The sequence below is a fragment of the Wolbachia endosymbiont (group A) of Anthophora plumipes genome, assembly GCF_964028115.1.
Lineage (GTDB): Bacteria > Pseudomonadota > Alphaproteobacteria > Rickettsiales > Anaplasmataceae > Wolbachia.
This window is the reverse complement of record NZ_OZ034756.1, coordinates 796,351-817,280: the sequence shown is the minus strand read 5'-3', so window position 1 is coordinate 817,280 and position 20,930 is coordinate 796,351. Positions and strand designations below refer to the sequence as shown.

Annotated in this window: 21 protein-coding genes, 2 tRNA genes and 1 pseudogene; 8 read left to right on the top strand and 16 right to left on the bottom strand. The window is 34.9% G+C overall.

The genetic code is table 11. From position 1 onward, the window contains the following. Positions 1-3 precede the first annotated feature (3 nt). From ABWU75_RS04210 to ABWU75_RS04170, 9 genes are all read right to left on the bottom strand, one after another. Positions 4-444, bottom strand: coding sequence for a 50S ribosomal protein L11 (locus ABWU75_RS04210; protein ID WP_264731423.1), 441 nt, complete (start codon positions 442-444; stop codon positions 4-6). 2 nt (positions 445-446) lie between these two features. Continuing rightward, positions 447-1,283 (bottom strand): transcription termination/antitermination protein NusG, encoded by an 837-nt coding sequence (gene nusG, locus ABWU75_RS04205; protein WP_341823216.1) that lies wholly within the window; start codon positions 1,281-1,283, stop codon positions 447-449. Continuing rightward, positions 1,273-1,482, bottom strand: a complete 210-nt coding sequence (gene secE, locus ABWU75_RS04200; RefSeq protein ID WP_064125120.1) for a preprotein translocase subunit SecE — start codon at positions 1,480-1,482, stop codon at positions 1,273-1,275. Before secE ends, nusG begins: the two co-directional genes overlap by 11 nt. Before the next feature lie 10 nt (positions 1,483-1,492). Beyond that, a tRNA-Trp gene (locus ABWU75_RS04195) sits at positions 1,493-1,565 on the bottom strand. A gap of 13 nt (positions 1,566-1,578) precedes the next feature. Continuing rightward, positions 1,579-2,751 (bottom strand): elongation factor Tu, encoded by a 1,173-nt coding sequence (tuf, locus tag ABWU75_RS04190; RefSeq protein ID WP_353286675.1) that lies wholly within the window; start codon positions 2,749-2,751, stop codon positions 1,579-1,581. 11 nt (positions 2,752-2,762) lie between these two features. After that, complete coding sequence (gene fusA / locus ABWU75_RS04185; RefSeq protein ID WP_353286674.1) at positions 2,763-4,835, bottom strand: elongation factor G; 2,073 nt, start codon at positions 4,833-4,835, stop codon at positions 2,763-2,765. 21 nt (positions 4,836-4,856) lie between these two features. Then, positions 4,857-5,336 (bottom strand): 30S ribosomal protein S7, encoded by a 480-nt coding sequence (gene rpsG / locus ABWU75_RS04180; protein WP_253307294.1) that lies wholly within the window; start codon positions 5,334-5,336, stop codon positions 4,857-4,859. A 5-nt stretch (positions 5,337-5,341) separates the two neighbouring features. Continuing rightward, positions 5,342-5,716 carry a 30S ribosomal protein S12 gene (gene rpsL, locus ABWU75_RS04175; RefSeq protein WP_006279787.1) on the bottom strand — a complete coding sequence of 125 codons (375 nt, stop codon included), beginning with the start codon at positions 5,714-5,716 and terminating at the stop codon, positions 5,342-5,344. A gap of 765 nt (positions 5,717-6,481) precedes the next feature. Beyond that, a tRNA-Arg gene (locus tag ABWU75_RS04170) sits at positions 6,482-6,558 on the bottom strand. 148 nt (positions 6,559-6,706) lie between these two features. Between ABWU75_RS04170 and ABWU75_RS04165 the strand changes: the two genes are divergently transcribed. From ABWU75_RS04165 to ABWU75_RS04135, 7 genes are all read left to right on the top strand, one after another. Next, positions 6,707-7,435, top strand: coding sequence for an ABC transporter ATP-binding protein (locus ABWU75_RS04165; protein ID WP_353286673.1), 729 nt, complete (start codon positions 6,707-6,709; stop codon positions 7,433-7,435). Positions 7,436-7,608: 173 nt separating this feature from the next. After that, complete coding sequence (locus ABWU75_RS04160; RefSeq protein WP_006013840.1) at positions 7,609-7,776, top strand: twin-arginine translocase TatA/TatE family subunit; 168 nt, start codon at positions 7,609-7,611, stop codon at positions 7,774-7,776. Between the two features lie 289 nt (positions 7,777-8,065). Continuing rightward, on the top strand, positions 8,066-9,160 hold the full coding sequence (locus tag ABWU75_RS04155; protein WP_264731420.1) for a hypothetical protein: 1,095 nt from the start codon (positions 8,066-8,068) through the stop codon (positions 9,158-9,160). A gap of 226 nt (positions 9,161-9,386) precedes the next feature. Beyond that, positions 9,387-10,043 carry an exopolysaccharide biosynthesis protein gene (locus ABWU75_RS04150; RefSeq protein ID WP_353276814.1) on the top strand — a complete coding sequence of 219 codons (657 nt, stop codon included), beginning with the start codon at positions 9,387-9,389 and terminating at the stop codon, positions 10,041-10,043. 90 nt (positions 10,044-10,133) lie between these two features. Further along, a complete protein-coding gene (locus tag ABWU75_RS04145; protein ID WP_264687737.1) occupies positions 10,134-10,790 on the top strand; it encodes an exopolysaccharide biosynthesis protein in 657 nt (218 codons plus the stop codon). Continuing rightward, on the top strand, positions 10,783-12,156 hold the full coding sequence (cysS, locus tag ABWU75_RS04140) for a cysteine--tRNA ligase (protein ID WP_353286672.1): 1,374 nt from the start codon (positions 10,783-10,785) through the stop codon (positions 12,154-12,156). Before ABWU75_RS04145 ends, cysS begins: the two co-directional genes overlap by 8 nt. Before the next feature lie 6 nt (positions 12,157-12,162). Continuing rightward, entirely contained in the window at positions 12,163-12,582 is a 420-nt protein-coding gene (locus ABWU75_RS04135; protein ID WP_096560637.1) for a hypothetical protein, read from the top strand. Between the two features lie 151 nt (positions 12,583-12,733). Here the strand turns inward: ABWU75_RS04135 and ABWU75_RS04130 are convergent, their stop codons facing one another. Together ABWU75_RS04130 and gatB are read right to left on the bottom strand one after the other, a co-directional pair. Further along, positions 12,734-13,564, bottom strand: coding sequence for an NB-ARC domain-containing protein (locus ABWU75_RS04130; protein WP_264732580.1), 831 nt, complete (start codon positions 13,562-13,564; stop codon positions 12,734-12,736). Positions 13,565-14,560: 996 nt separating this feature from the next. Next, a pseudogene (gene gatB, locus ABWU75_RS04125) lies at positions 14,561-15,976 on the bottom strand (Asp-tRNA(Asn)/Glu-tRNA(Gln) amidotransferase subunit GatB); the annotation flags it as partial. 374 nt (positions 15,977-16,350) lie between these two features. On the opposite strand from gatB, the gene ruvX reads away from it, so the two are divergent. After that, positions 16,351-16,818 carry a Holliday junction resolvase RuvX gene (gene ruvX, locus ABWU75_RS04120; protein ID WP_253309368.1) on the top strand — a complete coding sequence of 156 codons (468 nt, stop codon included), beginning with the start codon at positions 16,351-16,353 and terminating at the stop codon, positions 16,816-16,818. A gap of 44 nt (positions 16,819-16,862) precedes the next feature. Here the strand turns inward: ruvX and ruvC are convergent, their stop codons facing one another. From ruvC to metK, 5 genes are all read right to left on the bottom strand, one after another. Continuing rightward, the gene (gene ruvC, locus ABWU75_RS04115) at positions 16,863-17,351 is read right to left on the bottom strand and encodes a crossover junction endodeoxyribonuclease RuvC (protein ID WP_253309367.1); all 489 of its coding nucleotides are present in this window, start codon (positions 17,349-17,351) and stop codon (positions 16,863-16,865) included. Continuing rightward, positions 17,352-18,179 carry a cytochrome c oxidase subunit 3 gene (locus ABWU75_RS04110; protein WP_264731416.1) on the bottom strand — a complete coding sequence of 276 codons (828 nt, stop codon included), beginning with the start codon at positions 18,177-18,179 and terminating at the stop codon, positions 17,352-17,354. It abuts the gene before it with no gap. A gap of 47 nt (positions 18,180-18,226) precedes the next feature. Next, positions 18,227-18,808: a TenA family protein gene (locus ABWU75_RS04105; protein ID WP_353286671.1), complete on the bottom strand. Its 582-nt coding sequence runs from the start codon at positions 18,806-18,808 to the stop codon at positions 18,227-18,229. A gap of 121 nt (positions 18,809-18,929) precedes the next feature. Next, on the bottom strand, positions 18,930-19,604 hold the full coding sequence (locus ABWU75_RS04100) for a TenA family protein (protein ID WP_353286670.1): 675 nt from the start codon (positions 19,602-19,604) through the stop codon (positions 18,930-18,932). A gap of 125 nt (positions 19,605-19,729) precedes the next feature. Further along, a complete protein-coding gene (gene metK, locus ABWU75_RS04095; RefSeq protein ID WP_265016733.1) occupies positions 19,730-20,902 on the bottom strand; it encodes a methionine adenosyltransferase in 1,173 nt (390 codons plus the stop codon). Positions 20,903-20,930: the final 28 nt, after the last annotated feature.

The window sequence follows — 20,930 nt, the reverse complement described above, 5'->3', positions numbered from 1 at the left end:
TACCTAACCTTCCACAACTTCTATACCCATAGATTTTGCAGTGCCTACAACCATTTTCACTGCTGAATCTTCATTATCCACTTTCATATCAACCATCTTGCACTTTGCCACTTTAATTATAGCAGACATAGGTAATTTAGCCACTAATTCTTTACCAGGATTACCAGAACTTTTACTTAATTTAGCCTCCTGCTTAAGTAAATAAGCCACAGGTGGACCGCTGACAGTAAAATCATGAGAGCGATCATCCTTTATGGAAATTCGCACTGTTACTAAATTGCCTACTTTATAATTAGCGTTAGCAGCGCTAGTAACTTTATTAAAAGCTTCACAAAACTTAGGAACAGGTATACCACGTGGACCAAGTACTGAAGCAATTTTCGGTCCTGGAATTGCTTTCCCAGCTTCCATAAGTAAGTTAATCTTAGCAACTATAACACTCATAATTAATCCTCTATTTTCTCTACTTGAGCCAGATCAAGCTCTATTATTGTCGGCTTACCTAAAATTGATACTTCCACATTAATAATTTTTTTCTCATCGTTTACCATATTTACCTTACCAGTAAAATTTTGAAAAAGACCATCATTAATTTTCACTTTTTCACCTTTTTCATAACCATAACCTAACTTCTTTGTCTCTTGAGCATTATAAAGTGCATTACACATTGAGTGAATCTCATCATCCAAAATCACCTTTGGAATATTACCATTTTTCAAAAATCCATAAACCTTAAGAGATTTTGGTATATTATTGATAAAATTCAATACTTCATCGCATAAATTCACGTATAAAAAGACATAACCAGGAAAGCATTTCCTTCGTGTAGCAATTTTCTTAGATTTCAACTCTACTTCACTTAGCTCTTCATATGGAATAAAAACTTCCTTAAAGTAATCATTAACACCCAATCTCATAGAATTTTCCAATATATGTTGGCGCACTTTCTCTTCACAATTGGAAGCAACTCTCAAGATATACCATTTATATCTATTAAATTCTTTACACTTTAAACTTATCTCATCATCTGAAATCATCTCAAAATCACCAGATTCGCCACTGCAGAATCCAGGCGTTTGATTCAAAATATTTTTGCTTTCATCACATAGATGCATATATACATACACTTCACATAACTCTTTTATATCAGACTTTGAATTACATACCGTTTGATAAGGAATAAACACTTCCTTAAAATAAACAGCATTACTTACCAATTCGCGTATATTTTGCTCATATCCATAATCAACTCTAATGATATACCATTTATATTCACATTCCATAAATAATTCCAAATAAAGCCTTAATTACGTAAAGAGACATAAAATCCACAAAACAGAAGAAAATCGAAAAGCATAATATAACAATCATCACAACAAATAGAGATGACAACACCTCCTGTTTCTTTACCCAAGCAATTCTTCGTATTTCTTGCTTTATATCATAGAAAAAAACACACAAACTTTTTAACATTTTCACCACAACATTAATGCAGGAGCGATAGGAATTGAACCTACAACCTCTGGTTTTGGAGACCAGCGCTCTACCAATTGAGCTACACTCCTATAACTCAAACTCTCACTCCAAAATTTCAGAAACAACACCAGAACCAACAGTTCTACCGCCTTCTCTTATCGCAAAACGCAATCCCTTATCCATTGCTATCGGTACTTGCAATTCTACTTCTACACTCACATTATCTCCTGGCATTACCATCTCCTTCCCATCTAGCAATTTTATGCTTCCGGTTACATCCGTTGTCCTTAAATAAAACTGTGGCTGGTAATTCGCAAAAAATGGTGTATGCCTTCCTCCTTCCTCTTTCTTTAATATATAAACCTCCGCCCTAAACTTTCTATGCGGCGTTATCGTCCCCGGTTTTGCTAATACTTGCCCTCTCTCCACTTCTTCTCTTTTTGTTCCTCTTAACAATATTCCTACATTGAGTCCTGCACTCCCCTTATCCAGCAACTTCTTAAACATTTCTACACCTGTGCATATCGTCTTTTGCGTCGCTTTCAGACCTATTATCTCTATCTCTTCTCCCGTCTTTATCTCTCCCTTCTCTATCCTTCCTGTTACCACCGTTCCTCGCCCCGATATCGAAAATACATCCTCGATTGGCAATAAAAATGGTAAATCCACAGGCCTTGGTGGAACCGCCACATACTCATCTAACTTTTCCATCAATTTATCTATTGATTTCTTTCCATATTCGCTACTGTCATCCTCCAGCGCTTTCAATGCAGACCCCACTACCACAGGCACTTCATCCCCTGGAAATCCGTATTTATTCAGCAATTCCCTCACTTCCATTTCTACCAAATCTATCATATCAGCATCAGCAACATCAGCTTTATTTATATACACCACGATATATCCAACACCTACCTGCTTCGCTAGCAATATATGCTCTCTCGTTTGTGGCATTGGCCCATCAACCCCCGACACTACCAATATCGCCGCATCCATCTGTGCTGCACCTACTATCATGTTCTTTACATAGTCAGCATGTCCAGGACAATCAACGTGTGCATAATGCCTTTTTTCCGTCTGATACTCAACATGCGCTGTTGCTATCGTTATCCCCCTTTTCCTTTCTTCTGGCGCCTTATCTATCTGATCGTACGCTACAAAATTTCCATAATGCTTTGTTATCGCCGCTGTTAACGTTGTCTTCCCATGATCCACATGTCCTATTGTTCCCACATTTATATGCGGCTTTCCAAATGCTTCCACTACTGCTGTCATAATTATTACCCTTAATTATACTTTAACTTTAACTCATCAACCACATATTGTGGTACTTGTTCATAATAAGAAAAATGCATACTATACTGAGCTCTTCCTTGAGATATAGAACGCAAAACATTTATATAACCAAACATATTTGCAAGAGGTACGAAAGCAAGAATTATAGTGCTACTATTATGCGTTTCCATACTTGAAACTTGCCCCCTTCTGCTATTTACATCGCCCATGATATCGCCCATATACTCTTCAGGCGTAATGATTTCAACTTTCATTATAGGTTCTAACATTTTTGGACCAGCTTTGTTTGCCATCTCTTTAAAAGCACCTTTAGCAGCAAGTTCAAAAGCTAAAGGACTAGAATCAACTTCATGGAAAGCACCATCAATAAGGGTAGCCTTAAAATCAATAACCGGAAAACCAGAGATCATGCCTCCTTCTTTTATCAACTCTAAACCATTTTGTACACCAGGAATATATTCTTTTGGAATTGCACCACCTACAATTTTACTTTCAAATTGAAACCCAGAACCAGGCTCAAGAGGTTCAAATATAATCTTTACTTTTGCAAATTGGCCAGCACCGCCGGACTGTTTTTTATGAGTATAATCAATTTCAACAGATTTAGTGATAGTTTCACGATATGCAACTTGAGGCGCACCGACGTTAGCTTCAACGTTAAACTCGCGCTTCATTCTATCAACAATAATCTCAAGATGCAGCTCACCCATGCCTTTCAATATAGTCTGTCCACTCTCCGCATTTACTGACATTCTTAAAGAAGGATCTTCTGCAACCAATCTATTTAAAGCAACACCTAATTTTTCCTGATCTGAAGTAGTTTTAGGTTCCACAGCAATTTCAATAACAGGCTCAGGAAATTCCATACGCTCTAATAATATAGGAAAATCAGGTGAACATAAAGTGTCACCAGTAATTGTTCTCTTTAATCCAACTAAGGCAACTATATCGCCAACTTTAGCTTCGTTTATATCTTCTCTGTTATTTGCATGCATAAGCAGCATTCTGCCAATTCCTTCAGTCTCATTTTTTCCCGCATTTAACACAGCGGATTTGGATTTTAACTTACCGGAATAAATACGAATAAACGTCAAGCTGCCTACAAACTTATCCGTCATCACTTTAAACGCAAGAGCAACGAATTTCTCTTTTTCTGAAGGTTTGATCTCAATTTTCTTTTCTGAATCTTTAGGATCAGTTCCAACAATTACATCAACATCAATAGGAGGAGGTAAAAAGTCAACCACACCATCTAAAAGTGGTTGTACGCCTTTATTTTTAAAAGCTGATCCACATAATACAGGAACAAATTTTCCTTTGATGGTTCCATTTCTCACGCATTTTTTCAGTAAATCTACTGGCAGATCATTAGACTCAAAGTAAGTATTCATCGCTTCATCATCCATCTCAGCTGCAGCATCTAATAAAAGATTTCGATATTCTTGAGCCTTGTCAAGCAAATCAGAAGGAATATCTTCATAAGAAAATTTAGCACCCAACGTTTCTTCTTGCCATATAATGGCTTTCATAGAAATAAGGTCAATTATACCTTTGAAATCTTTCTCACTTCCTATTGGCAACTGAATGACTAAAGGTGCTGCACCAAGCTTCGTCTTTATCATATCAACACATCGATAAAAATTTGCCCCTATTCTATCCATCTTATTAACAAAGCAGATACGAGGAACGCTATATTTATCAGCTTGACGCCAAACTGTTTCAGATTGAGGTTCAACTCCAGCAACTCCATCAAATACAGCAACTGCACCATCCAAAACCCTTAAAGATCTCTCAACTTCAATAGTGAAATCAACGTGACCTGGAGTGTCTATTATATTGACCCTATGATCATTCCAAAAACATGTTGTTGCAGCAGATGTGATTGTAATACCACGCTCTTTTTCCTGCTCCATCCAATCCATAGAAGCTGCCCCATCGTGCACTTCACCAATTCTATTTTGCTTACCAGTATAAAATAAAATACGCTCTGTTGTGGTAGTCTTACCAGCATCTATGTGAGCCATTATTCCTATATTTCTGTATTTAGATATCCCAATTTCCATATCACAATTAATTAGCTAACATTAAAAACGAAGATGGGAAAATGCCTTATTAGCCTCAGCCATTTTATATTTTTCTTCGCACATCTTAAACGCACCACCGCGTTTATTATAAGCATCCAGTATTTCAGATTGCAAACAATCAACAGTGGTTTTTCCACTCTTTTTTCGAGCAGCAGAAGTTGCTTTAGCAATCCACCTTAACGCTAAAGAAATCGCTCTATCTTGTCGAACTTCAACAGGCACTTGATAAGTTGCACCACCAATGCGTCGAGAACGCACTTCTATAGAAGGAGTAACATTTCCTACCGCTGTTTCAAAAATTGATAACCCACCTTCACCTATTTTCTTTTCAGCTAAAGACAAAGCGTCATAGATAATCTTTTCTGCAGTAGATTTTTTACCACATTTCATGATTGTATTAATGAAACGCATCAGCAAAACACTGCCATAACGCGAATCAGGACTTATTTCTCTTTTTTTTGCTTTATTCCGACGAGCCATAAATTTTAACCAGATTTCTTTACACCATATTTTGAACGAGCTTTCTTTCGATTTTGCACGCCACGCAGATCAAGGGCACCTCTTATTATGTGATAACGCACACCTGGCAAATCTTTAACCCGCCCACCACGTATCAAAACAACAGAATGCTCTTGTAAATTATGACCTTCACCAGGTATATAAGCTGTCACTTCACCATACCCACTAATTTTTACTCTGGCTACTTTACGGAGTGCTGAGTTAGGCTTCCTAGGAGTTGTAGTATACACCTTAGTGCAAACACCCCTCCTTTGAGGGTTGCTTTCTCCCAAAGCTGGTACCTTTTTCTTATGGGTCAATCCTAATCTACCCTTACGTATTAATTGATTTATCGTAGGCATATGTTATAAATTCAAGCTCATTAAAATAACTAAGTTTTTAGTTATAAAATAATAAACCTCAATAGTCAATATAAAAATAAACATTACTACTCTAATAATTAAGCTCAGCTGCTTTGAAAGCCATCAGTAGACTTCTTGCACTACCTCCCAAGCCACAATTGTCATTCAGTAGAAACGAAAAACTTCCTTGACAAACTCCGCCAGCCCCCTTATTATGACAATAAGGGTATTTATGACTCAAAACTTGTTTTTGACCTGCAGGCTCAATGACAAAATTCAGTAAAAAACTTAGGGTATTTTTTGGCGGATTACATAAAATTATAGCGGCTGCATGTCTTTTAAATTTTTTCTACATTCAGCCAAACCGCGCTTATTTTAAGCGTTAGCACATTATTACAGCGCCAGTTTAAATTATTATAGGGTCAAAACTCGCACCACGGGAGTTCTTTGCCTTTTTTTTCTGCCTGGTAAATTTCTTAAATATTTATAACTAAACGACAACCGTCATCCCTGTAAAGGTCAAGTATCCCGCTACGTGTTAGCGGGATCTATGCTAAGAGATACCGCGAATGAATCGCGGTATGACGGTTCGCGGTGGCATGACGATAACCTCGTCATCCCGCTGCTTGTTAGCGGGATCTATGCTAAGAGATACCGCGGCGGTATGACGTAGGGGTTGCCAAGAACTTGTCATTCCAGTGCTTGACACTGGAATAGGTGTGTGTATTTGTGAAAAAAAATCTCCATGAAATTTGTGAAGCAATGTGGTGGGACTAGTGCGATTCGAACGCACGACCTTCGGATTAGGAGTCCAACGCTCTATCCTGCTGAGCTATAGTCCCGTGTTTCCTACCATTTATGTAAAGTTATAGCAAAAAATCCTTCTCTTTTCTAGATTTCTTGCATAACCAATTTATGACGACAAGAAACATTTCTGTACTTCTTGAGTATAATGCTATTATATTTAATAACATGGTTTAAGTAAGATTAATGCTAGTTAACAACATTGGTTATTTCTATAACAATCAAGACGACTTTGCTTTAAGCAATATAAACATTAAAGTAAAAAAAGGAAGTGTTGCATGTTTATTGGGGCATTCTGGCTGTGGCAAGTCAACAATTTTGAAATTAATTGCAGGGATAGAAAATCCAAAATCTGGAACTATTTTTATAAATGATAGGTTAGTTGCAAGCAATAAGGCATCAGTCGCTATAGAGCATAGAAATATCGGATTGATTTTTCAGCATTCTGCATTATTTCCTCACAAAACAGTAGTAGAAAATATAACCTTTGCTATCCGCAGCTCTTCCAAGAGAGAAAAGCACCTAATTGCATTGGAAATCTTGAAGTTACTCAATATAGAAAAATATGAAAATATGTACCCTAACGCCTTATCTGGAGGACAGCAACAATTAGTTGCAATAGCAAGAGTGATGGCACAAAACCCTGATGTTGTGTTGTTAGATGAACCATTTTCTAATTTGGATATGCTGCTCAAGTGCCGAATAAGACAACATATATTGTCCCTTTTTAGAAGTAAAAATATCCCTGTGCTAATGGTAACTCATGACCCGCAAGAAGCATTGAAAGTTGCAGATTTTATCTACGTAATGAAAAATGGTAAAATTATTCAATCAGGAGTTTCTAGCGATATATACCATAGGCCTAAAGATGATACGCTAGCAAAGTTTTTTAGTGAGCTCTCCTCTACTCTATAGTTAAGCGAAAAGTTTCCACTTATTCGCTGCAAGAAAACAATCTAGTTTGGAATTGTTATAAAATAATTAAAAAACCTTGATTTATAATTAAATAAAGGTGATATAATCTATGTGTTACTTGACTTCAGTCAAGTTTTAATATTTAAAGGTCAATATTTTAAATGGAGGTGAAAATGAGTTTAGGACCATGGCAATTGTTTCTAGTCTTAATAATAATTTTAGTTCTGTTTGGTGCAGGCAGATTACCGCAAGTTATGGGTGATTTAGGAAAAGGCATCAAAAACCTTAAACAGGAGCTTAAGGACTCAGAAAAATTATCGTCTAATGAACCAGATCGTTAGCGTCCTCATACTTCGTGACACGCACTAAGGTGCGTGTTACTCACTTAAAGCATCAATTATTTTTCAATCTTTCCGCTTAAGCTGTTGCGTCTGCTTCACCTTCCTCTGAATTCATAATTTTTCTAATATTGTTAAAATGCTTTATAGAAATTTTCGCGGTCACTTTATATAGCATACAAACAAGTCTTGTAGTGAAAATTTAAAAATACAATCATTATTATTAATAAATTTTTATACATACTATACTGATAATGTAAGAGTAAATTTATTTAAATAGTGAGGTACGAAAATGAGTAAAAATAACAATCAACAATACAAAAACTATTCTGAAGATTATAATGGTAAAATAGGTATTAACACTAATGGACAAAAGTTTCAATTAATCAAAAATAACTCAAATCCTGTATACAATTATGAAGTTCGTGATATGGATGGGAATCATATATATAACATTAGAGAACAATGTATACCAAAATTCTTTAATAAGATATATAAGCCTTCAGAGTCAAAGATCTTTGACAAAGCACCAGAAACTATAGAGGAAGTATTACCAAAAGTATTTTCATTCCAAGATGAAGGTATAAAATATAATATAAGGTATGATGACATGTCATCACAAGAGAAGTTCCAAATTCAAAAGGACATTCATGCTGCTTATGAAAATTTTAAAAAATTGTTTGATGTAAACAAACCTGAAACAACTTTAAATTTAGAAGTTAATGTTTTTAACAACAAGAATGATTACCAGAAATATAATGAATTAGCTGGCATTGACGCAGATAATGCTTATGGTGCAACTGATGGTAAAGCGATAGTAGTATACAAATTTGCCGGTATGGACTTTGTTTTAGGTCATGAGCTGGGCCATGTGTTCCAAAATGAGCTATTAACAAATATGAAGAATTCATTAGACCCTGAATTAGTTGGAAATTTAATCGGGAATCAAGTAGAAGAAGAAAATAAAAAAGATATAGATAGTGGACAGACAAAAGAATATAAAACTGAAGAATATGAAAATCCAGCTCATAACAAGGCATTAGAGCTTAGAGAAAGCAATGAAGATGATAAAAAAACAAATATAGTGGAGGAAGAGGAAACAGAAGGAGATACACTATATAATAACAAAGAACTCTATAGAGAAAAAAGAGAAGTGCAAAAAGAAACCGCTAAGCTAGATGATAACACAGAAGAAAGTCAATCTACACAAACGAGTGAACCTGGTGTATTTTCATCTATTGCATCTATTTTTAGAAGTTTTATATCATGGATATGGGGCACAGAAGAAGAAAGTGAATCTATCGAATTATCACAGAGTTCATTGTATTCTGATCCATTAAGTGACGAAAGTCATTATTCACAGTCAGATACTAATGATATACTATAACTTTTTTTTATAGGTAGTTTAACCCTTGCGTGTAACCCAAAAAACACGCAAGGGAAAACTGTATTGCATTGATGCTGTAACAAACAACTTCATTTGCACCAACTGCAAGTATAATGACAAAATTACGATTGTACTTTAACTCTAACAATTAACAATAATAAATGTATATTGAAATACAGCAATAATTACGTTAGTTTAAAAGGAATAGTTTGATTAAAGGATAATTGTGCAAAAAAGTGAGAAACTAACTAAAGATAAAAAACTAGCTTCTGATATTCTAAAAGAGGTTGCAGATACCAATAACAATGATAGCGATAAAGTAACTTTGTTTGACATTAAAACAGCTTTGCATGAGCGCGGTTTTGGTATTTTAATAATCATCTTCTCCTTGCCGCTATCGGTGCCTATACCGGTTCCACCTGGTTATACAACTATTCTTTCTATACCTTTAATCTTATTCTCACTGCAGCTTCTATTTGGATTTGATTCTCCTTGGATGCCCAGTTGGCTAGAAAGAAAATCTTTTCAGCGTTCAACACTAGCTCTTGTGGTAGAGAAAACTTCCCCTGTATTAGAAAAAATAGAAAAATTCATGAAGCCAAGACTATCTTTCATTTTCTATGGGCCTGGTGAGAAGATTCTGGCTTTTATGATGTTGCTTTGTGCAATAATAATAGCTCTTCCATTACCTTTTACTCACTTCCTTCCTGCAATTGGCACAACTCTTATTTCACTTGGTATTATGAGTAAAGACGGGTTTCTATCCATATTGGGAGTTTTAGTGTCATTGTGTGCGTTGTTGCTTACTCTTGTTGTAATAGTCAAAGGACCACAACTTATAACCGGAGCACTTTCTCTTCTTAAAAGCTTTACAACACTTTAACAAAAGAATGAAGTACTAGCGCGAAATGAATAATGCATATTGAAATAAAACAATAATTGTGTTAAGAATTACTTTTATCAAGGGTTTTTCGTGTCACAAAATGATAAGTTGACTAAAAGTGATAAACTAGCTTCTGATATTCTAAAAGAGGTTGCAGATACCAATAACAATGATAGCGATAAAGTAACTTTGTTCGATATTAAAACAGCTTTGCATGAGCGCGGTTTTGGTATTTTAATAATCATCTTCTCCTTGCCACTATCGGTGCCTATACCGGTTCCACCTGGTTATACAACTATTCTTTCTATACCTTTAATCTTATTCTCACTGCAGCTTCTATTTGGATTTGATTCTCCTTGGATGCCCAGTTGGCTAGAAAGAAGATCTTTTCAGCGTTCAACACTAGCTCTTGTGGTGGAGAAAACTTCTCCAGCATTAAGAAAAATAGAAAAATTCATGAAGCCAAGAATGTCTTTTATTTTCTATGGGCCTGGCGAAAAAATTTTAGCTTTTGTAATGTTGCTTTGTGCATTATCAATAGCTCTTCCATTACCTCTTACCAACTTTATTCCTGCAATTGGTACGACTCTTATTTCACTTGGTATTATGAGTAAAGATGGGTTTCTATCCATATTGGGAGTTTTAATATCATTGTGCGGACTATTGCTTACTCTTGTTGTAGTAGTCAAAGGGCCACAACTTATCATTGGGGCATTTTCTTTTCTCAAAAGCTTCGTATATGGTTAGGCTTTACAACACCTTAACAAAAAAAAAGGAACTTTTTACACCAATCGATAAAGATCATGTGAAAATGTATGTTTGCGGACCAACAGTATATGACACAGCACATATAGGCAATGCACGGTCTGTTGTTGTGTATGATGTGTTATTTCAGCTACTTAAGTTTTGTTATGGCAAAGTTACCTATGTGCGTAACATAACCGACATTGATGATAAGATAATCAATGCAGCAAGTGAGAAAAATAGCAACATAGAAAGTATAACCACATATTACATTAAAGCTTTTCATGATGATATGGAAAGCATAAATTGTAAAGAGCCAACACACGAACCAAAAGCAACGGAAAACGTAGATTATATTATAGAATTAATTGAACATTTACTGCAATCAGGCCACGCTTACGAGTCTGACAAACACGTGTATTTTAATATAGAATCTTACCATGAATATGGTGCTTTATCAGGAAAAAAAACTGATGAATTGGTTCCAGGTAGCAGAGTTGAAGTTAATGAAAATAAAAAGCACCCTGGAGATTTTGTACTGTGGAAGCCTGCAAGTGATATTGACTACAAACTTTCAAGTTATTGGAATAGCCCATGGGGAGAGGGCAGGCCTGGATGGCATATAGAATGCTCAGCAATGTCATATGCTTATCTTGGCAAAGATTTTGATATTCATGGTGGCGGCATAGATTTACAATTTCCTCACCATGAAAATGAAATTGCACAGAGTAAGTCTGCATTTGCTGGATCAATGTTTGCAAAATACTGGATACATAACGGCTTTCTTACAGTAAGTGAAGAAAAAATGAGCAAGTCCTTATTTAATATAGTCAAAGTAAGAGATTTGCTAGATAGTGGAATAAAGGGTGAAGTAATACGCTATGCACTGCTCAAAACTCACTACAGAAAACCACTTGATTGGACAGAAAACGTTATTTCTGATGCACAGGAAACCTTAAATAAATTTTATCGGTTATTACGTGGCTTAGATACAACGAATATTGATGAAAGTAACGCAGAGATTTCTAAAGATTTTATAGACGCTTTAAAAAGCGACTTAAACATTCCTGAAGCTCTAGCTATACTGCATGAAATGGCTGCAAAAATTAACAAAATGAGTAATGAAAGTGAAAAGCTTAAATTAACTGAGAGTTTTGTTAAGAGTGCCAGATTTATTGGTCTTCTTGAGTCAAGTTATCAAGAGTGGTTTGCTGTGGATGTAAATCATCAAGAAATAGAAAGGTTGATAGACTTAAGAAAAATTGCAAAAAAAAATAAAAATTACGATACTGCAGACAAAATAAGGGATCAGTTGAAACAAATGGGGGTTACAATTTCTGACAATGAAGATGGTACAACAACTTGGTAAACTTATATGGAAGATTACTTTCTGCTGTTTAAAGATAGCCTATTATCATCGTTAATCTTGCCTATACACCAAGGCTTTATGTTTGAAGCTATGCTGTACTTTAGATCACATCACAATCTACTACTTATGTTATTTTTTGGAGTACTAGGATCAAGCCTTGGTGGAATAGTTAACTGGTATTTAGGTAGAATAACAATCTCTATACGAAAATCATACCACAAATTAGAAAACGAATATACAATGCCAAAAGTTACAAAAAATTTGCTAATTTTTGCAACTTTATTACTTTCATGGGTGCCAGCACTTGGAAGTGTGATTCAAATTTTATCAGGTTATTTCAAGTTAAACCTTTATATCCTTGCCCCTTTAATCATTCTATCTAATTTCTTCTATTTGTTATATCTAATACTTACTTTTGGCGTATAACACTATAGTACTACAGCTATTAAAGCCCACTTCTGTCATCCTATGCCCTGATAGAAGCGGAGCTATAAATTAAATGCAAATTTCTAGTAATAGGATGCACCATGAGCTAAAAGTAACTTTATTTGAAAAAATTTCTCTTATACAAATATCATCAGGAGCAAGGTAGGACATTTGTAATTTTCCAAATTACAAATGTTGTTTTAGTATAACAGTCACTTTTATATTTGGATTCAAAGTCAAGCAGTTTCTCTGCTTCTTCTTCATATTCTTTCAGGTAGTCACTAACACTAATTTTTTTCTTACTTCTACGACTTAGTACAATATTGCTTTCGTTTATATATTTTACTGCTTGCCCCAAAGCTAATGGAAAATACTGCAATTCTTTTGTTAGTTTTTTTATTTCTTCATCTTGTAAATTATTTCTTATATTCAAAGCCTTCTTCACAAACCTCAAAGCTTCTGTTTCAGTAAACTCATCTAATTGTATTACTTGTATCTTACCTTCCTCTTCCCCTACTTTCCAATCTTTACTACGAGAAGTAATTAATACGCAAGGCTTGTTATAGTCCTGGCCTAAAGAGAATGGCAAAAACTTACTAATATCCTCATATCCCTCAGCATTATCAAAAATGAACAGGCTTTTCCTTCCCCTTCTTGCAAAGAAAGCATATATTTCTTTAACAATAGTTTCTATCGTCTTGTCATTTCCGTACTTATCCTGGGGAGGAATACCTAGTTTATTATCCTCAGCTAACTTCAGAAAAGAATTCTTCATAATTCCAAAGTTTTCAGCGTTTACCCATACAACATTGCCATCATAATCTTTTCTATATTCATAAGCGTATTTCCTAGCTAACTCACTTTTTCCTATTCCTCCAAGACCACCGATAACAACCATTTGTGATATTGCCGTTAGTTTGCCAGTACTTTCATGCAATTTACCATATATTTCTTGCAATTCGCTGTCCCTCCCAACAAACATCTCAACTGGATATACTATATTAAACTGAATAGGCTTCTCTATCTGCTTGTTATTCTGTGTTGTTGCAACTGCATGTATTTTATGCAGTGTTTTACTATCCTTACGCTGTTGTTTTGCTATTTTACCTATTTCTTTATTCCCTTTCTCTACTTCTTGTCTTATCTCACTTAAAGTACTAGCACACATCTCTACTTTTCGGAAAAGCTCTTCGCCTTCTTTATGTGAAAGGAAACGTCCTTCTCTATCCTTCATCCAACTCCACATTTTCATAAAAAGCGCGTTGTAAGCAGTTTCGTCATTACCAAAGTAGTTGAACTTTTCGATCAATTTGTTACTTATCTCATTTTTGATTAATCCTTCCAGTTCAGCATGGTTAGGTAAATTAACTGCAAACACCAATTTATCTAGAAATTCCTCTATTTTCTTATTTATTTCTCCATCGCTAACTTGTCCACCTACCTCACCCTTTATAAAATCCATATTCTCCTGCAAGTGTGAGATAATACTATTATCAAATTTATATCTTACACTACTGCCTATATTCAGAAACTCATCTTCTGTGTTCATTCTTGTAAATGAAATTCCCTTATCTGCTAGACTTTCAAAGTCAAAACCGACATTTGTGGCAATAACAAAATCTTCTATTTCACCCTCGAACTTTCCTCTACTTTTGATTTTTAAATAAGCAACAAGATATTTTACTAAGCTGAATTCACTACTTTTTCGCCATGTTAATAAGTCACCTATGCTGATTTTTCTGTGTCCATCTTGCTTGTGCTTGATTTGTATGAATCTATGTGTTATTCTTCTGTTTTGTTCATACCGAAGAATAATATCACCAAAACCTTCAGCTAACTCCATTTCCGTAGCCAAGAGGAAAGGACACTTTTTATCCATCGCACGTTCGAGAAAGAATATGAGCCACAATTTTTGATAGGTAATACCATGGTAAAAGTGTTTTACCTCTCCAGCAGGATAACCTTCGGGCACCTTATCTAACTTTTCACTCAAAATTGAATTCATGACATCGGGGCTGGCTTTTCCCTTGGTAAGTTTCATGACTTCACCAACAAAGAAACCATATAATTTTGTTTTACCGCTTTTGTATTCTTGAACTTTATCTTGGTTGTCATTGATGATTTTATCTATTACCTCTGAAATTTGACATTTGTCAGTTATTTGCTTGAGATCCTGCTCTTCTATAATAAGGGATGCAGGTTTGCCAGTTTCAAACATAATATCAAAAATTTGTTTGCCAAGTTTAGCAGAGATTGTTCCATCAACGATAAAATCTAAGAGTTCCAACAAGGCATTTGCTTTGATTGGAGAGCTCACAATATCAATATTTGCTTTATTTAAACGACCGAAAAGCTCTACAGTTAACCAGGTGACCGCGAGCTTTGAATCATGTTTTTTTATCAATTCCTCAAAGTAATCAGCAATCGCCTTATCGGAAGTAATGACATTTGCATCGTATTCGTTGATACCTAATTTTTCAATGTATCGCTGCTTTTTCTGCTCTGGCAACTCAGGCAAAGATGATTGAATTAAATCAATTTTCTCCTGGCTTACCTCAACAGGTAATAAATCAGGCTCAGGGAAGTATCTATAGTCGCTTGCATCTTCTTTGTTTCGCATCACTTTTGTTTTTCCCGAAGCAACGTCAAACAATAAGGTATCTTGACTTATTTCTTCCCCACCTTCTAAAATTTCAATTTGTCTTTGTATTTCATAGTCTATAGCTTGCACAATATAACGTATCGAGTTCAGATTTTTTATCTCACAACGAGTGCCAAATGTGCTACTGCCTTTTAGGCGGACAGAAACATTTGCATCACAACGAAGTGATCCCTTTTCCATATCACCATCACATGAACCAATGTAACGCAAAATCTGCCTCAATTTTTTCATGCATTCTGCAGCTTCCGCAGATGAACGGAGATCTGGTTCTGAAACAATTTCCATTAAAGCAACCCCTGCACGATTTAAATCCACATAAGTTTTGCTTTCCTCATGAACGCTCTTTCCTGCGTCTTGCTCTAAATGAATTCTCGCAATTCTTATTTCCTTTTCATTGTCGTTGATAAATACTCTACCATTTTTAACTATTGGCTCAAAAAACTGGGTTATCTGGTAACCTTGCGGTAAATCAGGATAAAAATAATTTTTCCGATCAAAGTAAGAACACTTATTAATTTCTGCAGAAAGTGCAAGACCGGTGCGTATTGCTTGCTCTATGCAGTAATAATTTAGTATTGGCAGCGTACCTGGCATTGCCGCATCAACTAGAGAAACTTGAGTGTTATGCTCAGCACCAAACTCCGTTGATGAGCTAGAAAATAGCTTCGTATTAGAAGAAACTTGAGCGTGCACCTCAAGCCCAATTACCGCTTCCCAATCCTCTTTCGTCATGTATTTTATTTAAATGATAATCTTAATATTCTGCAAAATTAACACAAAAAGTCAAAACAAAACCCACATTTTTATTTTTTGTCTTAACTTTTTAACCTATAGTAATTAAAATATGACCTTACCCAGAAAGAGTGAAGAGAAAGAAAAGGCGTTTTTTTATAATAAAAATGTTTTTTCAAAAGGAGTAGTAATGACAAAAAGAAGAGAATATACAGTTGAGTTTTAATTAGAAGCTGTGTATTAAACAGCGTAGACATTCTGCTACTAATTATTGCATTCCTGAGCAATTTGATTCATTATTCTTTTTGTAAAAAATTTTCTTGACTTTCTCTCTACTTTTTCTGGGTAAGGTCACTTTAAAGGAAGTCTAATAGATGCTACATAGAAATCCAGATGAGTTTCTAAAGTCTATTCCAAAAGATAAGCGCATAATGTGCCTTGACATGGGAGAAAAGCAAATAGGCATAGCATTTAGCGATAAAACACAGCTTATAGCCACAGCTCATAGTGTATATTATAGGAAAAATATGAGCAAAGATTTAGGTTATCTGCATAGAATATTCAAAGAAAATGAAGCTGGATCAATGGTAATAGGACTACCATTAAAAATGGACGAGCAAGAAACTAAATGGTGTAAAACCATAATCCAATTCGCAAATAAAATAATAAAAAAATATAAAGTACATATATACTTACAAGACGAAAGCTTCTCAACATCTATCGCAACTCATACACTAAAAATCACTGGAATATCAATCACAAAATCGAAAAAAATAGATGATAAAATCTCCGCATGTATTATTTTGCAACGAACGTTAGACAAGATAAATACAATCAAATAGTTTTTTCAGATCTGGAAATCTTCAAACTGAATCTCATATAAAAGTTACTCAACAAAACAAGAACCTTTCGTATAAGCATGACAAATTGCTACAGCAAGAGCATCAGCAGCATGGTGACATTTTATACTCAAATTTTTAACTATTTGCTTCACCATAAATATAATCTGATCCTTATCAGCATGGCCATTTCCGGTAATGCTTTTTTTTACATAGTTTGCATCATATTCATTCATAGTTAGCTTTGTTATTTTTAACGCTAAAATTACAACCCCTCTTGCATATCCTAAAGTTAGTGAAGATTTAGGATTTTTATTAACAAAAATTTTTTCTACTGCAGCTTCATTCGGAGAATATTGAAATATTACTTTCTTTAATTGTTCAAAAATTATATGTAAGCGTTCACCTGTACCCAATTTACCATCAGTTGATATGGTACCGCCGCCCAAAAATTCAATATTATTTTTCTCGTTCAGGCTGATAATAGCCCAACCAGTCTTGCTTATCCCTGGATCTAGACCTATTATTTTAACCACTTAATAAACGCTTAACCAATAGACAAACAAAAATAAAAACATCCAGACTACATCTACAAAGTGCCAATACCAGGAGGCAAACTCAAAGCACAAATGGTCCTGAGGTGTAAACTGGCCTTTCCGCGCTCTAAATAAACACACTGATAAAAATATTATTCCTATTATAACGTGTGCGCAGTGAAAACCGGTAATCATATAAAAATTGGATGTATAAATAAGCTTTTCTCCTGTTTCTTGTAGAGAAAAACTCGCTTCATGATACTCTATTGCTTGCACTATTATAAAAAAAAACCCAAGCAATATAGTTATGGACAGCATTTTAATCATGCTCTTTTTATCATTTTCAAGTAAAGAGTGATTTGCCCAAGTAATTGTTGTACCAGAAAGCAATAATATTAATGTATTCATGAATGGTAATGACCATGGATCAGGCGGCAAAATCCCCTCAGGGGGCCATTCAACTTTTTTTGCAGGAGAAAACGCCTCAAATAAAAAAACTGGATCAAGCCAGGCTTTAAAGAATGAACAAAAGAACACTATAAAAAACACGACCTCCGAGAGAATAAATAAGTACATTGCAAATTTGAGTCCATGTTTTACAATGGCAGTGTGACATTTGTCATAAATGGCCTCCCTTATTACATCTCTCCACCAATAGAACAGCACCCCTGATACTGCAGAGATTCCCAGAACTAAACAAAACATTCCGAAAATTTGTTTATGAAGCGCGCCAACTAATCCAAGTGCAAGAATAAGAATTGCTGCTGATATAGCAATTGGCCAAGGACTTGGGTCCACTAAATGAAAATCATGTTCTTTACTTTTCATAGCATTTTAAAAAATACTTACTAAGGATACAAATTAGCTTAAAATTGTCAATGTTCCTTAGGAAATTGATTGAATCTTGAAAAATTATATGCACCGTTCAAAAAATCTAACACAAATTGTGCAGTTATTCTAAACAACTCAAGCATTTTGCTCTTTTCATTTTCTCTTGCTCTGCTGCAATATCCATCAATAATATTTTCCAAAATAATGCATCCAGACTTTACTGAATCACTGTAACAAAAATAAAACCAATCCCTATATCTATTATTTTTTTTGAATCTATTTTTCATGCTATCAACGACAGTCTTGTATATAAACATGCAAGAATACAAAACCGTCATAGCCTCATAGGTATTACTATACGAGATGGATAAAAGAAAATTAGTGAAATTAAAACACTCAAGAGATTTCTTTCCACGACTTATACTGTACATAGTAAAGTAGTAGTCATATAGCACTCTATTAACAGTCACTGCTCTTTGGGCTACTTCAGTAAGCGAGATAATACTACTATAATCTTCCATTCTGGATGCAGTAATTAAGGTGGTACGAATATAATCACCTAAGAGCAACGTCTTTTGTTGAGCATAGAATTTGAAGTTCTCTATATTTAGGGTGTTATTCGCCAACTTAACATTAAAAGGATGCTCAATTATATCCTTTAAAAGATTTGACCCGTAACAGCTCCTAATTATGCCACTGAACACTGTAGTTACCGATAAAGATCAAGTCAACGTAAATAATCCGCTGCTAATGTTCTTTGCTAGATATATTAGAGTAATACATCTCATCCCAGAATATTACCTCAAGTTCTAATCCGTTACGAAAAAACTCGAGCATCTTTTTCTTCTCCTTATTACTAGATTCTCTATACAGCTTATTCACAATCTCAGTTATAGCATCAGCTGTGTTATCCACTATATTAGTATTATAGAGATTAATCCATTTTTTATACTTATTGCTTGAAGGAATGCTATCTTTTACCGTATGTTGAAAGGTGATCTGACACATACCAAAACATGGATAAGAAGCTGCTAAGCCTTCAGCTACTGAATTATGGTATGCAGCACGCATGAAGAAATCAATAAAGGCAGAACTAGATTTCGATCTTTTGTGATTATCGGATGAGTTACATTCTGTAAACTGCTCCTCACATAGACTTCGCATACTGAATATTTTACGAGCTATAAAGGTTAATTTATCCATTGTTTCAATATCATTAGCTCTAGCTGCAATAATTAAAAAAGCACGAGTGCAATCCACTAAGCATAAAAAAGTCTGTTGAACGTAGAACTTGAACTTCTTATAACTTAATTTGCCATTCATCAATTCAACATAAAAAGGATGTTCTTCTATTCTATCAATAAGATCAGATGATTCTTTTATAGCTATGCTACAGAATTCTTCTTCTATTCCGTTATACATTTTATGAGCCTCACAATAAAAACTGAATATAATAATTATCACTAATATAGTATAATTATTATGAAAAAGCAATTATACTTCAACAATAAGCTAGTATATAAATATGAGGCTGTAAATCAAAAATTTTAGCAATCTAAAGAAATTTTACTATTACCTTCTATATTGAATTCTCTACAAAGATCAGCAGACAAGTTCATGCTTTCCCAAGAAAATCCACCGTCATTTTCTGACTCTTTACCAAAATGTCCATAACAGGCTGTACGTTTATATATAGGGCGATTAAGCGATAAATGCTTGATTATGCCTTTTGTTGATAAATCTATACTATTCTCGATAAACTCTTTAATTACTCTTTCCTCCACCGCATTCGTACCAAATGTATCAATATAGAATGAAGTAGGTTTTGATACACCAATTGCATAAGAAAGCTGCACAAGACAACGTTCAGCTAAACCTGCAAAGACAATATTTTTAGCAAGGTATCTTGCCATATAAGCTGCAGATCTATCAACTTTGGTTGCATCTTTTCCGGAAAATGCCCCTCCACCGTGTGGAATATAACCTCCATAGGTATCAACCATAATTTTTCGTCCGGTTAATCCACAATCACTAACCGGTCCACCAATAACAAATCTACCAGTTGGATTGACTAAGAGATTTTCCTCAGGACATATCCACCCTTTAGGTAAAGATGAAACTATGTAAGGATAAATTATTTCTTTTACTTTTGATTGATCCAAATCCTCAGGGTGCTGTATTGAGACAATGATACTTTCAGCACGTACCGGGAGGTTATTCTCATATGCCAAAGTGATTTGTGATTTTGCATCCGGACCAAGCTTTGCTTCTTTAACTGCGCTCATGATATTTTTCAGAATCGAGTGTGCATAAAAAATGGGTGCTGGCATAAGGTTTTCTGTCTCTGTTGTTGCATAGCCATACATTATGCCCTGATCGCCAGCACCTTGATCCAACCCTATTGCAATGTCATTTGATTGCTCATGCAGCAGTATATTTACCTTCACTTTTCTCCAGTGGAAACCATCATGCTCATAACCAATATCTTTTATTGTATTCCGTACAATACTTTCAATCCTGCTATTTTTGATGTTAGGTCCGAATACTTCCCCAGCTATAATAACGTTATCTTTGGTGACTAAAGTCTCTATTGCAGCTCGCGCAAAAGGATCAGTGAAAAGGTATTCATCAAGTATTGCATCTGAAATTTGATCTGCTACTTTATCTGGATGACCAGCAGCCACTGACTCACTGGTTACTAAATTTTTATATAAACTCATGCTTTAGGTTTCTGCTTATACAATATTA

Bases quoted from the DNA above. Each gene is read 5' to 3' on its own strand.
- rpsG (WP_253307294.1), bottom strand. From the start codon at position 5,336: ATGGCTCGTCGGAATAAAGCAAAAAAAAGAGAAATAAGTCCTGATTCG.
- ABWU75_RS04210 (WP_264731423.1), bottom strand. From the start codon at position 444: ATGAGTGTTATAGTTGCTAAGATTAACTTACTTATGGAAGCTGGGAAA.
- metK (WP_265016733.1), bottom strand. From the start codon at position 20,902: ATGAGTTTATATAAAAATTTAGTAACCAGTGAGTCAGTGGCTGCTGGT.
- ABWU75_RS04130 (WP_264732580.1), bottom strand. From the start codon at position 13,564: ATGTTTGTTGGGAGGGACAGCGAATTGCAAGAAATATATGGTAAATTG.
- rpsL (WP_006279787.1), bottom strand. From the start codon at position 5,716: ATGCCTACGATAAATCAATTAATACGTAAGGGTAGATTAGGATTGACC.
- ABWU75_RS04100 (WP_353286670.1), bottom strand. From the start codon at position 19,604: ATGTATAACGGAATAGAAGAAGAATTCTGTAGCATAGCTATAAAAGAA.
- fusA (WP_353286674.1), bottom strand. From the start codon at position 4,835: ATGGAAATTGGGATATCTAAATACAGAAATATAGGAATAATGGCTCAC.
- nusG (WP_341823216.1), bottom strand. From the start codon at position 1,283: ATGGAATGTGAATATAAATGGTATATCATTAGAGTTGATTATGGATAT.
- ABWU75_RS04110 (WP_264731416.1), bottom strand. From the start codon at position 18,179: ATGAAAAGTAAAGAACATGATTTTCATTTAGTGGACCCAAGTCCTTGG.
- ABWU75_RS04135 (WP_096560637.1), top strand. From the start codon at position 12,163: ATGGAAGATTACTTTCTGCTGTTTAAAGATAGCCTATTATCATCGTTA.
- ruvX (WP_253309368.1), top strand. From the start codon at position 16,351: ATGCTACATAGAAATCCAGATGAGTTTCTAAAGTCTATTCCAAAAGAT.
- ABWU75_RS04165 (WP_353286673.1), top strand. From the start codon at position 6,707: ATGCTAGTTAACAACATTGGTTATTTCTATAACAATCAAGACGACTTT.
- ABWU75_RS04160 (WP_006013840.1), top strand. From the start codon at position 7,609: ATGAGTTTAGGACCATGGCAATTGTTTCTAGTCTTAATAATAATTTTA.
- cysS (WP_353286672.1), top strand. From the start codon at position 10,783: ATGGTTAGGCTTTACAACACCTTAACAAAAAAAAAGGAACTTTTTACA.
- tuf (WP_353286675.1), bottom strand. From the start codon at position 2,751: ATGACAGCAGTAGTGGAAGCATTTGGAAAGCCGCATATAAATGTGGGA.
- ABWU75_RS04155 (WP_264731420.1), top strand. From the start codon at position 8,066: ATGAGTAAAAATAACAATCAACAATACAAAAACTATTCTGAAGATTAT.